Source organism: Methylobacterium sp. AC690 (assembly GCF_979256535.1).
Map to the genome: position 1 here is coordinate 306,345 of NZ_CEEDOX010000002.1, position 14,226 is coordinate 320,570.

The 14,226-nt window shown below is 65.0% G+C and carries 15 protein-coding genes and 1 pseudogene; 6 read left to right on the top strand and 10 right to left on the bottom strand.

The genetic code is table 11. The features are described 5' to 3' along the window. Positions 1-474: 474 nt before the first annotated feature. The 3 genes from AC0IY1_RS03810 to AC0IY1_RS03820 form a co-directional block, all read right to left on the bottom strand. Positions 475-879, bottom strand: coding sequence for a hypothetical protein (locus AC0IY1_RS03810; protein WP_471767836.1), 405 nt, complete (start codon positions 877-879; stop codon positions 475-477). A 394-nt stretch (positions 880-1,273) separates the two neighbouring features. Continuing rightward, a complete protein-coding gene (locus AC0IY1_RS03815; RefSeq protein ID WP_471767838.1) occupies positions 1,274-2,254 on the bottom strand; it encodes a hypothetical protein in 981 nt (326 codons plus the stop codon). Continuing rightward, positions 2,254-2,940 (bottom strand): site-specific integrase, encoded by a 687-nt coding sequence (locus AC0IY1_RS03820; RefSeq protein WP_471767839.1) that lies wholly within the window; start codon positions 2,938-2,940, stop codon positions 2,254-2,256. The genes AC0IY1_RS03815 and AC0IY1_RS03820 overlap by 1 nt, the downstream gene beginning before the upstream one ends. An 84-nt stretch (positions 2,941-3,024) precedes the next feature. On the opposite strand from AC0IY1_RS03820, the gene AC0IY1_RS03825 reads away from it, so the two are divergent. After that, a complete protein-coding gene (locus AC0IY1_RS03825) occupies positions 3,025-4,095 on the top strand; it encodes an IS630 family transposase (protein WP_471767841.1) in 1,071 nt (356 codons plus the stop codon). Here AC0IY1_RS03825 and AC0IY1_RS03830 read toward each other — a convergent pair. Then, complete coding sequence (locus AC0IY1_RS03830; RefSeq protein ID WP_471767842.1) at positions 3,993-4,850, bottom strand: tyrosine-type recombinase/integrase; 858 nt, start codon at positions 4,848-4,850, stop codon at positions 3,993-3,995. The two genes, AC0IY1_RS03825 and AC0IY1_RS03830, sit on opposite strands and share 103 nt — an antisense overlap. A 563-nt stretch (positions 4,851-5,413) precedes the next feature. Here AC0IY1_RS03830 and AC0IY1_RS03835 point away from each other — a divergent pair. After that, a pseudogene (locus AC0IY1_RS03835) lies at positions 5,414-6,177 on the top strand (IS3 family transposase); the annotation flags it as partial. Positions 6,178-6,612: 435 nt separating this feature from the next. Here AC0IY1_RS03835 and msrA read toward each other — a convergent pair. Together msrA and AC0IY1_RS03845 are read right to left on the bottom strand one after the other, a co-directional pair. Further along, entirely contained in the window at positions 6,613-7,122 is a 510-nt protein-coding gene (gene msrA / locus AC0IY1_RS03840) for a peptide-methionine (S)-S-oxide reductase MsrA (RefSeq protein WP_471767843.1), read from the bottom strand. Between the two features lie 279 nt (positions 7,123-7,401). Then, positions 7,402-7,671 (bottom strand): hypothetical protein, encoded by a 270-nt coding sequence (locus AC0IY1_RS03845; protein WP_471767844.1) that lies wholly within the window; start codon positions 7,669-7,671, stop codon positions 7,402-7,404. Between the two features lie 982 nt (positions 7,672-8,653). Here AC0IY1_RS03845 and AC0IY1_RS03850 point away from each other — a divergent pair. After that, entirely contained in the window at positions 8,654-9,034 is a 381-nt protein-coding gene (locus tag AC0IY1_RS03850; protein WP_471767845.1) for a TonB family protein, read from the top strand. A 2-nt stretch (positions 9,035-9,036) separates the two neighbouring features. Here AC0IY1_RS03850 and AC0IY1_RS03855 read toward each other — a convergent pair whose 3' ends face one another. The 4 genes from AC0IY1_RS03855 to AC0IY1_RS03870 all read right to left on the bottom strand — a co-directional run bounded on the left by AC0IY1_RS03855 (position 9,037) and on the right by AC0IY1_RS03870 (position 11,624). Beyond that, positions 9,037-9,333, bottom strand: coding sequence for a hypothetical protein (locus AC0IY1_RS03855; protein WP_146056403.1), 297 nt, complete (start codon positions 9,331-9,333; stop codon positions 9,037-9,039). A gap of 113 nt (positions 9,334-9,446) precedes the next feature. After that, positions 9,447-10,742: an arsenic transporter gene (locus tag AC0IY1_RS03860; RefSeq protein ID WP_471767847.1), complete on the bottom strand. Its 1,296-nt coding sequence runs from the start codon at positions 10,740-10,742 to the stop codon at positions 9,447-9,449. Positions 10,743-10,851: 109 nt separating this feature from the next. Next, on the bottom strand, positions 10,852-11,277 hold the full coding sequence (gene arsC / locus AC0IY1_RS03865; protein ID WP_471767850.1) for an arsenate reductase (glutaredoxin): 426 nt from the start codon (positions 11,275-11,277) through the stop codon (positions 10,852-10,854). Further along, the gene (locus AC0IY1_RS03870) at positions 11,277-11,624 is read right to left on the bottom strand and encodes an ArsR/SmtB family transcription factor (protein ID WP_082512836.1); all 348 of its coding nucleotides are present in this window, start codon (positions 11,622-11,624) and stop codon (positions 11,277-11,279) included. The genes arsC and AC0IY1_RS03870 overlap by 1 nt, the downstream gene beginning before the upstream one ends. Before the next feature lie 149 nt (positions 11,625-11,773). Here AC0IY1_RS03870 and arsH point away from each other — a divergent pair, with 149 nt between their 5' ends. From arsH to AC0IY1_RS03885, 3 genes are all read left to right on the top strand, one after another. Next, on the top strand, positions 11,774-12,484 hold the full coding sequence (arsH, locus tag AC0IY1_RS03875) for an arsenical resistance protein ArsH (RefSeq protein ID WP_181017366.1): 711 nt from the start codon (positions 11,774-11,776) through the stop codon (positions 12,482-12,484). An 83-nt stretch (positions 12,485-12,567) separates the two neighbouring features. Beyond that, positions 12,568-12,879, top strand: coding sequence for a DUF2171 domain-containing protein (locus AC0IY1_RS03880; RefSeq protein ID WP_471767851.1), 312 nt, complete (start codon positions 12,568-12,570; stop codon positions 12,877-12,879). A 175-nt stretch (positions 12,880-13,054) separates the two neighbouring features. After that, complete coding sequence (locus tag AC0IY1_RS03885; RefSeq protein WP_471767853.1) at positions 13,055-13,936, top strand: esterase/lipase family protein; 882 nt, start codon at positions 13,055-13,057, stop codon at positions 13,934-13,936. The last annotated feature ends 290 nt before the right edge of the window (positions 13,937-14,226 follow it).

Below are 14,226 nucleotides of genomic sequence, written 5' to 3' on the forward strand. Positions count from 1 at the left end.
CCTGATCCTACCCGTCTAATCTTTTCAACGAGCGCGGTCTTTCCACACGCATGAGACTTAGGCGCAAGCGTTTGCCCGTGGTCAGCACGCACTTTCTGGTATCGCGCATAGCTCGGGTGTGAGGGAGTAGCGCGCCGATGGTTCTAGACGGGCCGATGATGTAGAACGGATTGCAAGGCAAAGCCGAGCAGGTGTTCGTCCCGCCCCTCAGGCCGGGCATGTGGTCATCTTCGACGGCCTGCCCGCCCATGAAAGCACTGCGATCCAGGTCGCCGCTGTGGCAAGCGGCGCACAGCCTCAACTCGATCGAAATGTCTTTCGCTAAGCTAAAAACGCTTGTGCCTAAGGGGGCAAGGCGCACCGTCCCGGCGTTGTGAACCAAATTCAGTAAGTTGCTGGACTTTCTCGTTCCAACGACTGCACGAACCACTTCACACCTATTGACTACAATACACTCTAGTAAGAACGCCCAACTTACACGTTCAGATTTTCTGCCATTTGTTGACGAAGTGTCCTAACAGTATCACGCTGTGCTGAGGTCCAATCATCAGTTTTCTCGGTTTCTTTCAAATTTTTTGCCATTTGAAAGGTGGCCTCCATTGCATTCGCTAGAGGTTGCGGGGCTGTTCCTTTTTCAAAAAGAATGTGTATTCTTTGGGATGTGTCCCGAATTTTATAAGTCCATTTGTTCCTTTCTTCGACAGTACTTGGAATTAGAGTGGCGATTGTGAGAAGCTCTGAAAAAAGCTTCATGCGCTCTGCCACTAACCACTTTCTATAGTCCCGACGGTAGGTCAGCCGGTCAGTACCAATTAAAGTAATAAGCTGCCCAGCTAACCCGCCTGCCAAGATGGCGGAAGTAATGCTTTGCCAGTCCATCTGTTTTTCCCTTTTGTCAAATAAAATAATGTTTGAGTTGTTATTATCTTGGCACCTAAGTCCAGCTCAGTGTGAGCCTGTATAAGCGCCTTACCACTTACAGACCGGCGTGAGACTACTCCATAGCAGTGTCCGTCAGTCGATAGATGGGCCCGATTTGGTCGGGCGCGAAGCCAAGGAATCGACTGCCCACCTGCTATTCCACGAACAATGAACAGGCAATGGCAATTCGACGTAGTGCGCATGTTCCTCCAAAAAGTGCGCACTCAAGTGAAAGCAACGGCGTCGACAGGTTTATCAAAGACCAGATGCGCTGACTGTGGCCACTGAACTGGTGCTCAACGCGATGTCTGCTCACCAACAACCAGAGGCGGCCTAGCTTTCTCCACTAAGATCAGATGCCGTTGCGGCCAAAGGGATGTGTCATGAGTCTGGTCTGTTGGGCCAGGGCAAGCGAATGCTCCCGCGCCCGGCGGGCTTTCACCCGCCAATCGCGCGGCTCTGGTGGATTAGGCCACAGGCTGTCGAATGCATCGCTAATCAGGTCGATACACCACTTCCCCTCACCAATCAGGGTGCCCGTCATTCGCAACCAGCCGACTGCCATAAACCCGGCGAACTCCTGACACCATGTCTCTATATCATCGGTGCGTTGTACAGCATCAGGGAAGCGGGCCAGGCTATCAAGCGCATCCAATTCCGCCTTTATGACGCGAAGGTGCTCTCGGACGTTGGTCAGAGTGCATGAGTACGCGCCTGCTTTCCTTGGTGTCAGCGCGGATAGGTCAGGCACGTTGCAGCCGATCGAGTCAGAGAGTGCCAGCTTCTCACAAAGCGCTCGCGACTCATCGGCCACCTGGATGAGCGCCATTCGGCTCGCTCGCCGTCTAGCCTCTACTAGTGTCTCGTCTTGTGCCTGAGGAGCGCGCGAGCGTACGTCATTTCGCTGATCTTGAGCGAGCATCAGTTCTAACACTCGCTCACACTCGAATGGCGCCCACTCCATCCGCATGTTCGCCATGCTTGCCGCGAACACCGTATGCCAACGGGCCATGTAGTAGGGGCACCATCCGTATTCCCAGGTTGCCGCTAACTGCTGAGCCTTGATCCTTAGACCCGAGTGCTTGTTAGGCGATAAAGCCCGCGAAACCCAACGGTCAATTTCGGCTTCATGGCCAACCCGCCAGCTACGCCATCCCGATTGCTCCGCGAGCGATGGCATGTCTAAAGCCGGGCGCCCTAGCAGCCGGTCCTCCCAGCGCGTTAGCGGCGAAGATGCATTAGGATCGATATACGGCAAGTCTTCGTAGGCTTGCCGCACTTCGATTTTCTCGCTGAGCGACAGTTCCTCATAGGGGCGCTGATCCCGTGCCATCACGCCACCCCAACGCGAAATGTACGAAGCGCCACCACTGTCTGATCAGCTTCGTCTCCAACGATACGTTCCAACTCACTGGCCCAGCGCGTTAGGGCACGGCGCTTCTCTGGCATAGCGTCATGACGATCGTAGTGCCGGCCGAGCACGTCTTGTCGGCTGTGCCCGAGTACCGCTTGCACATCGGAAATCGAGATACCGAGGCTACGCATACCCGTGGCAGCGGTCCTGCGGAGATCATGAGGCGTTGGTTGATCAGCCAGCCACGTCGAGGCAGCCTTGCTCTTCATCCAGGGCGGCAGCTCATTGTTTGTAGGCTTCACCATAATTCGGCCTAGACGAGCCATGGCATGGGCCAGTGCGTGGGCATCCATTGCCTTGCTGCCCGGTGTGCCACGGGGCGAGGTGAATATGTGTCGCTGGCCGGGCACGAGGGGCGTGATACCGCTCACGACAGCGCGACGCTCACCTATATTGTTCGTAAACTGGATTGCCTCTCTAATGATGGTGAGCGCCAGCGGCGTGAGCGGCACGGCATGTGGGCGCTTGGCCTTCATCCGCTCGGCTGGGATGTACCAAACGGCTCGGGGCGAATTGTTGAGGTCTTGCAACTCGCTCTCGTGAAGACCGGCCACCTCCCCTGGGCGCACGCCTGTCACGATGATCAGCCGAAGTGCGAGCGACACGAGAGGTGAGAAGGCGGCGGCATCGCTAGTGCAGTGACGCGGACAGAGGATTCACGCGTACGATGAGACGTGCGAGTCTGGGCGATGGCTCAGACGGTATGCGTGCTCCTCGATGCGACCGGCGCGGCACGGCTGGCTGCGATTGCCAGCGACCGCTCCCGCCCGCTCAAACACACCCAGCGCGCCCGCATCGTCCTGCTCTCGGCCGAGCGCTTGAGTGTCCAAGACGTCGCTCGGCGGGCGGGCGTCAGCCGCCCGGCCGTATGGCGCTGGCAGCGGCGCTACGCCGAGGCGGGCGTCGAAGGTCTGTTGCGCGACAAGACGCGTCCGCCCGGGACACCACCCCATTCGACCGAGACGGTGGCCGAGGTGCTGGCGCTGACCTGCTCGGAGCCGCCGGGCGAGGTCACGCACTGGACCGGCCGTGCCGTGGCCCGCGCTGTCGGAATCTCGTTGCGCGCCGTGCAACGGATCTGGGACGCTCACCGCCTCCAACCGCATCGACTGCGCACGTTCAAGCGCTCGCGCGACCCGGCCTTCGCCGCCAAGGTCGAGGATGTCGTCGGCCTCTACATGGCGCCACCGGCCCACGCAGTGGTGCTGTCCCTCGATGAGAAGAGCCAGATCCAGGCACTGGAGCGGACCCGCCCTGACCGTCCGCTCGCCCCAGGCCATCCCGCCGCCCAGACCCACGACTATACCCGTCACGGCACCACGACGCTGTTTGCCGCCCTCGACGTCCTGGCGGGCACCGTGCTCGGCCGCTGCATGCAGCGCCACCGGAACGGTGAGTTCATCCGGTTCCTCAACGCCGTCGAGGCTGCCGTCCCGCCCGGCAAGGCGATCCACGCGATCCTCGACAACGTCGCCACCCACAAACATCCGAAGGTGCGCGCCTGGCTCGCCCGGCACCCGCGCTGGACCTTCCACTTCACTCCGACCTCAGCCTCCTGGCTCAACGCCGTTGAGGGCTTCTTCTCAGCGCTGACCCGTCGTCGGCTGCGGCGGGGCTCCTTCACCGGCGTCGTCGACCTGCAGGCAGCGATCAAACGCTACATCGCCGAGCACAACCGGAACGCCAAACCCTTCGTCTGGACCAAGCCAGCCACCGACATCCTCGCTGCCGTCAGCCGATCCCCTGAACCATCCGTCTGAGTCAGTGCACTAGTTGCCCCCCAAAGTAGGGCTATCTCTTCGTCCGTGAGCACACGATCTCGAACAACATTCGGCGCAACGCGAGGCAGGGCCACGGCTGGCGAGGCTTCGAGCATCCCGCGATCCACGGCGAACTTGAAGAGCTTCGAGAGCAGCGGGCACAAGCGATTCGCGAGCGCCGTCTTCCCGGTGTCGCCCACCTGCTCGATGAGCCTAATACAGTCTATCCGCTTAATAGTACGGAAGTCGCGCCCTGCCCACTGCGGCGTCACATGCAGATGTAACATGCGCTCATCCTCGCCAGCCGAGCGCTTCTTCGGCTTGGCGTGGCGCAACAGGTACTGTTCTGCCAACGTCTCCCATGCGTTGGCCTGCACATCAGCTGCGGCCTGCTCTGCCGCCAACCTCTCTGCCTCGGCCGACGCGACAGCAGCCTGTTCCTCTGCCTGCCTACGCTGAACAACGAGCCGAGCGGCTTCGCGATCTCCCATGGTGCTTCCCTCAAGGGCGACGCGAGCGCGATGATCATCTGCCTTGGCTCGCGCTGCGGAAAGACCAACCTCGGGGTATGGGCCGATCGTCACTCGCTGGGTACGTCCTTCGACATCGCGAAACCTGTAACTCCAACTCCGATCGCCCTTCGAGGTAATGCGAAGCACCAGACCACGGCAGCGACTGTCAGCGATCTCCACCCGACTCGTCTCGGGCACTATCCATGCTCTGATAGCTGCGTCCGTGAGTAATTGAGATGGCATTCCGACACCCTCACTCTCAGGCCCACCGATGCTCCGGGGGCGCGCTGGGGGCGCAAATCACCCCGGCAATGCGCGAAATTCGGTGAAAGGCTACGAGCAAGGTATGCGCGTTGAACGAAATGACTTCAATGGCTTAATGGGGATTGACGAAGACAAATGGAAACGCGCGAATGAATTGCTACCTCATTCGTAATGAGGGGGTCGGGGGTTCGAATCCCTCTTGCGGCACCAATTATTTCCGTCCCTTAGCGCACAGCTAAGTAGAGTTAGCACACTAATAATGCCATCTGGTGCGCACGAGGGGTGCAGCGCAGGGATGTTGGTCTCAGTGCCGGTTGCTGAACGCAGGACCGAGGTCGCGTGGGCTTAACCAGCTAGATCAACCTTCGACGGCGCCAAGCAGAACGATTTTCTCGCCAAAGCATCCAAGCTCACGAGATTTTTTTGCAGACCATGCACTCGAGGTCCCTGGCCTGCCTCCTGAAGAGTGGTCCTCCCTGAGATATGGCTTCGAGCCATGTGGAGGATGTCATCATGGGGCGGAAGAAGCATACGGCTGAAGAATCGCATTCGCCGTCCAGTACGGGCGCGACAGTTGCCGTCGGATTGCGGCCTTGCTCCGGTGTGACGGCTGGACGGCGAACGTGAAGCGGGTCGAACGGATCTGGCGGCGCGAGGGGCTCAAGATTCCGGCTCGTCAGCCGAAACGGGCACGCCTCTGGCTCGACGACGGCTCCTGCCTTCGCTTACGGCCCGAGCGGCCTGACCACGTCTGGTCCTACGACGTCGTCGAGCACCGGACGCACAACGGACGCAAGGACCGGATGCTGAACGTCATCGATGCGTTCACCCGCGAGTGCCTGCCGATCCGGGTCGCCCGTAAGCTGAAGGCGCTGGACGTGATCGACGTGCTCTCGGATCTGTTCAGTTTGCGCGGGGTGCCCGGCCCTATCCGTTCGGACAACGGACCTGAGTTCATCGCTCGATCTGTCCGAGATTGGATCGCAGCGGTCGGCTCGGAGGTCGCCTACATCGAATCGGGCAGTCCGTGGGAGAACGGTGACTTACGAGAGCTTCGACGCGAAGCTGCGCGATGAACTCCTCAACGGCGAGGTGTTCTTCACCCTGAAGGAGGCCCGCGTCGTGATCGAGCCATGGCAGCGGCACTTCAACAGCATCCGACCGCACGCAGCGCTCAGCAACCAGCCGCCTGCGCCCGAAGTCTGCGCCCGAAGTCATCCTCTGGCCAACGGAACCGAACGGCTCAGTGCCGACCGCTCGACCTACCATCGTCACGCGACCGACAATGCACGAACTTCGAACCTGAGCCACCGAATAGGGACAGGCCAGCGGCACCATTCCGGTCTCCAAACAGCCACAGAACCACTCCGCTCGGTCGATCGGCACCGCCGAGTGATGGCTCGAGGCTGCTCGGAAGAGAGCCTTGGCCGAGCACGGTCATTCCCCTCGATGGTGCGATCGACCCGATAGCGAACCACAACGCAAAGGGACCCTCGTCCCCGAGATCGAGAGGATCGTCCGCGCGGCAGCGAGACGGTCTCAGACCCTGAGGACGAGCTTGGCCTGTCCTTGCGCCGCGAGAGCGCTCGCGACTGCCGCAATCTCGCGGATCGCCGTGCTTACCTGACGGGTCAGGTTGGGCACCTTGAAAACCTTACGATCCGACAAACGGCCAGTCATTCCACTCACCGATCCGACCACCTCCGACAGGACAGCGTGGGAAGCGCGGCACTCAGGCATTTTACAAGGCGGCGGTTCGTACAGGAAGCCGCCAATTGGGGCGGATGAAGTGGCACGTGTAACCGTCGGGACGGCGCTCGAGATAATCCTGGTGCTCCCGCTCAGCCTCCCAGAACGGCCCGGCGGGGGCCAATTCCGTGATGACCTTTCCGGGCCAGAGACCGGATGCATCGACGTCGGCGATGGTCTCTTCGGCGACCTGCCGCTGCGCGTCGTCGGTGTAGTAGATCGCCGAGCGATAGCTCAGGCCGCGATCGTTCCCCTGCCGATTCAGCGTTGTCGGATCGTGGATCTGAAAAAAGAATTCCAGCACCCGGCGATAGCTCGTCCGCTCGGGATCGAAAATGATCTCGATCGCCTCTGCATGCGTGCCGTGGTTGGGGTAGGTGGCATTCGGTACATCGCCTCCCGTATAGCCGACACGGGTCGACACGACGCCCTCTTGCCGACGGATGAGGTCCTGCATTCCCCAGAAGCATCCCCCTGCGAGGACTGCACGTTCATGACTCATGGTTCCATCTCTCCCGAGGTGAGGCGTGACGCCGTTGCCCGATAGATAGGGAGCCGAACCGCCTTTTGCCGCCGTTCGATGATGTCGCGGGACGCCTTCGCGGTGAGTTTGCACCTGCCGCCGGGTCTCACCGGCGGGTGTCGTTCCGGGCGTTTCGACCAATCCCGCCCATGACCTCTGAACGAAGGCCGGCCAAGGCGCCCTGGACGTCGGTATTGGACAAGGCAACGGCGGGGCGTTCACCCCGCCGCTCGGTATCTCCTGTCCGGCGATCGCACTCTACCGAGCCGTCCCCCCGGAGGTGCGGCCGTACTGCCAGACGGGGAAGCTGTTCTGCTCGGCATTACCCTCCTGTGCAGAGGAGGGCTGGCGGCCATAGCCGATGGAGCCGGTGGTGATGTCGTCGTAGCCGCGGGCTCCATGCCCACCGGACGCCACGTCGGCGGTGATGCCAGCAGGTGCCGTGTCGCTCTGGGCCAGGACGGGCGAAGCAGACGCGCTCGCGGTGAAAACAATTGCAGCAATCATAGAAGCAACACGCGTATTCATGGCACAATCCACTTAGGCTTGCGCGGTCTCCGTCGAGTGGCGGCTGGCCGTGACTTGTTGAGTAACGCTGATCTAGGATCCCACAATCCGAAACTCGGTGCCGTTTGGCACGTCGTCAGAGCTTGATCGCTGGCGCGCGGGGATCGAGACCGACGAAGCAGAGCGTATCGGTTCGCAACCTGAGGCGTGGACCGTGCGGCATGCGAACGCCGGCTCGAACGGATGATGGTATCATGCGGTTGCGGAGCCCCTCACAGGAGGTGGCCAGGGGCCGCGTGACGTGCCTTTCGTCGGTATCACGCGCCTCAGGATCCGGTCGGTTCGGTTCCTGCCGGGCTTCGCCGTCCATGCCCTCCGCACAGAGAGCCCTCCGCACAGGGGGGCAGGCGCGGAAGGCGGCAGCGCTCCGATCGGGAGCGATCCTGGTCGATCGGGCCCGGACCTTCTGGACCATGACGCTGTGGGACGACGAGGCGGCGAGGCGCCGGTACATCCTGGCCGGTGCCCACCGGCAGGCGATGCCGAAGCTGGTCCGCGGGTGTGACGAAGCCTCCGTCGTTCACTGGACCCGACCCGGTGCCGCGCCACCATCCCGGGCGAGGCGGATCAGCGGAGGCGCGCGGACGGACGCCCGTCCAAGGTTCGACACCCCAGTCCGCAGCACGCAACGCTGGACGACCGTCTGCCGCGCCCGACGCGGAGCGGTCCGATCACACCCAGGGCCCTTAATGGCGGGACGAGAAGCCTCCCTGGAGGGAGGCGCAACCGGCTTCTTCGCATTGGGCGGTGTTTCGGCGCACATCCGCGCCGGCGATCCAGGCGCATCACATCAACGGCCGCCATCGCCCCCTCGGCGGCCAGAACCAGCGGCGCAGTGGCCTCAAGGCCCTGCGCCGTTTGTGTTTTTCGGCGCTGCGGGGTGGATCGACCGGCGGGCCGGACCGGTCGATCCTTCTGACGGCAGCGTGCTGGAGTACCACCGATGAGACTGCGCTCGGTCGTCCGCTGGATCAGCGTTGGCGCGACGCTCTGGAGCGGGGTGGGGCTCCAGGCACGGGAGCGACCCTCCCGGGACGTGACAGGCTGGGTGTCGGCGGTGATCGCGAAGATCGATCCGGCCACGGGCGCTCCGGCCGCTGCCGGGCGCAAGCGCGGGCGCCGCACGGTGGTGGTCCGGGTCCAGATCGCGGCCGACGGCTTCGTCAATCGGGTGGATGTCGAGCGGAGTTCCGGCCTGCCGGATCTCGATGAGCGGGCACGGGGCCTGGTCCGGGCGGCCGGCCCCTTCAGCCCGCCGCCGGCGCCGCTTCTGACCCCGGCCGGCACCACGGATCTCAGCTTCCCGCTCCAGCTGGACCAGTGAGCTCACAGCGGCGCAGCGTGCGCCGTCGCCGCGCCGGAGAGGGACGCTGCCACGGGGGAGGTCTCGCGCGTCCCGACGGTGTCGGAGGGCGCCGGATGGACGCCGATCAGCAAAATCCGCTGTGTTTGCATGATCTTGAGGAGGCGTTCGGTCCGCCGCAGGGCCTCCTGCGCGTCACTCGGGTCCTGCTCCTCGGCGAGGAGAACGGCGATCCGGATCATCTGCTCGATCCGGCGCTCCTCGGCCGCGGCGATGATCCGCTCCAGGGCCGCGAGCCCTTCCTCCAATGCCGCTCTCATGGGACCCCCTCGGAGCCTCGGTGAGCGGACAGGGTCCGGCATTGCACCGGAGCGCGCATTCACGATTGTTGATCGCCGGGCGATTTCGCGCCGCGGCGCAGGCCGCGGGCGGCTTACGGCGGGCCGAGATGCGGGAGCCAGAGGGCCAGGGCGAGAAGGCTCGCCAGCAGGACCGGCGGCGTCACGAGGAGGCCCACCGTCATGTACTGGCCCCAGGTGATGCGGTGGCCCTTGGCGGCGAGGACGTGCAGCCACAGCAGGGTCGCGAGACTGCCGATCGGCGTGAATTTCGGCCCGAGATCGCAGCCTATGACGTTGGCGTAGATCATCAATTCGCGCGTCAGGGGGGACAGGTCGGGGGCCTGCTGGATCGCCAGCGCTCCCACCAGGACGCTCGGCATGTTGTTCATGACGGAGGACAGAAGGGCAGCGGCGAGGCCCGTGCCGAGGGTGGCGACCACCGGGCCCGCCTGGGCGAGCCGGACCAGGCCCTGGGCGAGGAGCTCGGTGAGGCCGGCATTCTTCAGGCCGTAGACCACGAGGTACATGCCGAGGCTGAACAGCACGATCTGCCAGGGGGCGCCGGCCAGGACCTTGCGCAGGGGAATCACCCCGCTGCGACCGGCCAGGGCGAGCAGGATGAGGGCGCCGGCGCCGGTGACGGCCGAGACCGGGACGCCGAACGGGGCGGTGACGAAGTAGGCGCCGAGCAGCACGACGAGGAGCGGGAAGGCCGCGCGGAACACGGCCTTGTCGCGGATGGCGCTGGGCGGCGGGTCCAGGCGGTATACCGCGTAGGTCGTGTCGAGGTCACGCCGGTAGACCAGCCACAGCACCACGAGGGTCGCGGCCAGCGAGACGAGGTTCACCGGCCCCATCACGGCGGCGTAGCGGCCGAAGGAAATGCCGAAGACGTTCGCCGAAACGATGTTGACGAGATTCGAGATGACCAGCGGCAGGCTGGTCGAATCGGCAACGAACCCGCAGGCGACGATGAAGGCCATCGCGGCGGCCGGGCGGACGTCGAGCCGGATCAGGATCGCCAGCACGATCGGAGTGAGCAGCAGGGCGGCGCCGTCATTGGCGAAGACCGCCGCGATGGCGGCGCCCAGCAGGATCACCAGGGGGAACAGGCGGCGACCGTGACCGCCGCCCCAGCGGGCGACGTGCAGGGCGGCCCACTGGAAGAAGCCCGCCCCGTCGAGGAGGAGAGAGATCACGATCAGCGCCACGAAGGTGAAGGTGGCGTCCCAGACGATGTGCCAGACCACCGGGATGTCGCCGGGCTGGATCACGCCGGTGGCCAGGGCGACGGCGGCCCCCGCGAGGGCGCTCCATCCGATCCCGAGCCCCCGCGGCTGGACGATGACGAGGACCAGGGTGACGACGAAGATGGCGAGGGCAAGCATCGACTTTTTCTGTTCGTGTCGCGACGAAACCTTGCGAGATCTTGTTCGCGGGTGAAATCTCGGGCGTGGGCGAGAGCTTGCTCTCAGGCGGGATCGCGTCCGGGCGCCGTCAGGACTCCGCGACCGGCCGCCCCTGCGCATCGACCACCGGCGCACCGTCCTCCTTGGCGAAGGCCCCCTGCTGGGGCGGCAGCAGGGCGAGCACGGTCTCGGAGGGCCGGCACAGGGCGACGCCCAGGGGGGTCACCACCAGGGGACGGTTGAGGAGGATCGGATGCGCCGCGATGGCGTCGAGGAGCTGGTCGTCGCCGAGCGCCGGGTCGTCGAGGCCGAGCTCGGCATAGGGCGTGCCCTTCTCGCGCAGGAGATCGCGGAGGGTGAGGCCGGCCCGCTCCGCCAGGCGGCGCAGCAGCGCGCCGCTGGGGGGCGATTTGAGGTACTCGACGACATGCGGCTCGAGGCCGGCATTGCGGATCAGGCCGAGGGTGTTGCGGGAGGTGCCGCAGGCCGGGTTGTGGTAGATGACGACGTCCATCAGGCGGGCTCCGGGCAGCAGGTCGCGAGGGCGGCGACGGCGGGGGCGCAGACCTCGGGCCGCCCCTGGCAGCAATCGCGCATCAGGAACTGGATCAGCGCCGAGAGGTCCGGATAGGCGGCGCGGTAGCGGATCGAGCGGCCTTCGCGCTGCGCGGTGACGAGGCCGGCGCGGCTCAGTTCCTTGAGGTGGAACGACAGGTTGGTCGCGGAGACGCCGACCGCCTCCGCCAGCAGGCCGGCCGCCAGGCCCTCCGGCCCGGCGGTGACGAGGCGGCGCACGATGCGCAGGCGGTGCGCCTGGCCGAGGGCCGCGAAGGCGGCGACGGCTTGCCCCTCGTCCATCATGGTGTCAATATTTCAAACATCATTGAAACGTAGAGGATGCCGACGCCTTGGACAAGACCGATTCGGACAAGATCGATTTGGATAAGACCGCTCCGGACCAGACCGATCACGAGCGGCCCCGGCAGCCCTTCGCCGACGGCCTGCCGGCCATGAGCGAAGCGCATTTCACGGTCCCGACCTCCGCGGCGCTCGGGGTACCGCAAACCTTCAGCCACGCCCCGCGCTTCCTGATCCTCTACGGCTCCCTGCGGGAGCGCTCGTTCAGCCGCTTCCTGGCCTACGAGGCGGCGCGCCTCCTGGAGGCGATGGGCGGCGAGGTGCGGATCTACCATGCGCACGGGCTGCCGCTGCCGGACGATGCCACCGCCGACCATCCCAAGGTGCAGGAGTTGCGCGCCCTCTCGATCTGGTCCGAGGGCCAGGTCTGGGTCAGCCCCGAGCGCCACGGGGCGATGACCGGAGTGATGAAGGCCCAGGTCGACTGGCTGCCCCTGTCGGAGGGTTCGGTGCGCCCGACCCAGGGGCGGACCCTGGCGGTGATGCAGGTCTCCGGCGGCTCGCAGTCCTTCAACGCGGTCAACGGCCTGCGGGTGCTGGGGCGCTGGATGCGGATGATCACCATTCCGAACCAGTCCTCGGTGCCGATGGCGTACCGGGAGTTCGACGAAGGCGGCCGGATGAACCCGGGTCCGCTCTACGACCGGGTGGTCGATGTCTGCGAGGAACTGGTGAAGTTCACGCTCCTGACCCGCGAGCGGGCCGACCACCTCGTCGACCGGTACTCGGAGCGCAAGGAGCGGGAGCCGGAACGGCTCCGGGCGGTGGCGGCGGATATCGGTTTCACCCCGCGCCCCGCCTGACGCCCCGTGGTGAAGCGCCCGCGGCGTCGAACCAGGGCGGCGCAGGGCCGTTGAGGCAGAAGGGTCCCAAGCGGAAAGGCCACATGGCAGAGCCATCGGATATCAAGGCGCAAGAAATCGTGGCGCAAGAGGTCGTGGCGCAAGAGGTCTTGGCCGAAGAGATCGCGCCGCAGCAGATCGTGCCGCACATGGAGGTGCGGTCGTCGGATGGACTGCATGTCGGGACGGTCGACCACATGGAGGGCGACACCCTCATCAAGCTGACACGGACCGATCCGGCGGCCCACGGTCGCCACCACCTGCTGCCGCTCTCCTGGGTCGAGCGGGTGGACGAGCACGTCCACCTCACGGCCACGGCCGCCGATGTCCGGGGCTACTGGGAAGATGCCGGCTGAGCAGTCTTCCGCCTCCAGGCGACCTTTCGCCCGGTCGCCGCCGTCGCCACCCACCCTAGATTCCCGGTCAGCGCGGCAGCGGAGCCATTCGAGACCCGGCGGGCGCGGCAGCGCCGCTATTCGAGACTGAGTGCGCGCAGCCGCGCCACCCGCGTACAGGATACCTTCGGACTCCATGGAACGGCCCAGCGTCATCATCGGCATCCACGGCTTGGCCAACAAGCCGCCGGTCGATGAGAAGACGCGCTGGTGGCGGGACGCGATCACCGAGGGCCTGTCGCGCAACGAAGGACTCGACGGCGCCACGTTCACCTTCGGCTTCGTCTACTGGGCCGACCTGCGCTACGAGACGCCCCTCGCCGGCGATGCCGTCACCGAGCCGTATCGCCCCCAGCCGGCCTCCGAACCCCTGCACGGCGCGGAGGATGCGCCGAGCCTGACGGGACAGGACGTGCTGGCCACCCTCTATGCCGGGATCGACCGCGTCGAGGAGGTGACGGGGATCACCCTCGTCGACGACCTCATCCTGGAGCATCGCTTCGACGATCTCTGGCACTACCACGGCGAGCGCGCCTTCGCGGCGGAGGTCCGGGCGCGCCTGAGCGAGCGCCTCGCCGAATGTCGCGGGCACCGCATCCTGCTGGTGGCGCATTCCATGGGCTCGGTGATCGCCTACGACGTTCTGCGGCTGCTGGAGCGCGACGCCCCGGACCTCCGGGTCGACCACCTGGTCACGGTCGGCTCGCCCCTCGGTCTCGCGAAAGTGAAGATGAAGATCGAGAGTGAATTCGGCGCCACCCGGGTGCCGAACAACGTGATGAACTGGACCAACCTCGCGGACGGCAACGACATCGTCACGGTGACCGGCACCCTCGCGGACGATTACGCACCCAGCGACACCGGGGTCGTTCTCGACGACCACAGGGTGGTGAACGATTACCGGCGGCCCACGGGCGAGGCCAACCACCACAAGTCCTACGGCTACCTGCGCACGCCGGAGTTTTCGCGGATCGCGCGCGGGTTCCTGGAGACGGGGGCGCCCGAGGAGCGCTCGTGATGGACACGCGAAGCCCTGTCGCGAGGGGCGCTCCCTCTCCGGACACCCTCCACACCCCACCCTGTTCCTCGCCTTGCCGATGGGGGGACCCGCGCTGCCAGCGTGACGGCGGCAGACGGTGCGACGCGAGACGTCTCCGGCGGCGGTGTGACCGGCCCAGCCGGGTCGCGGTGAGACGCGACAGGTCCCCTGCCGGTGGTGGAGCGATCTCGCCACGACCGCAGTGAAGCGCTCGTCGGTCACGGGCCGTCCGCCCACGAAAAAGGGGACGCCTCGCGGCGTCCCCTGAT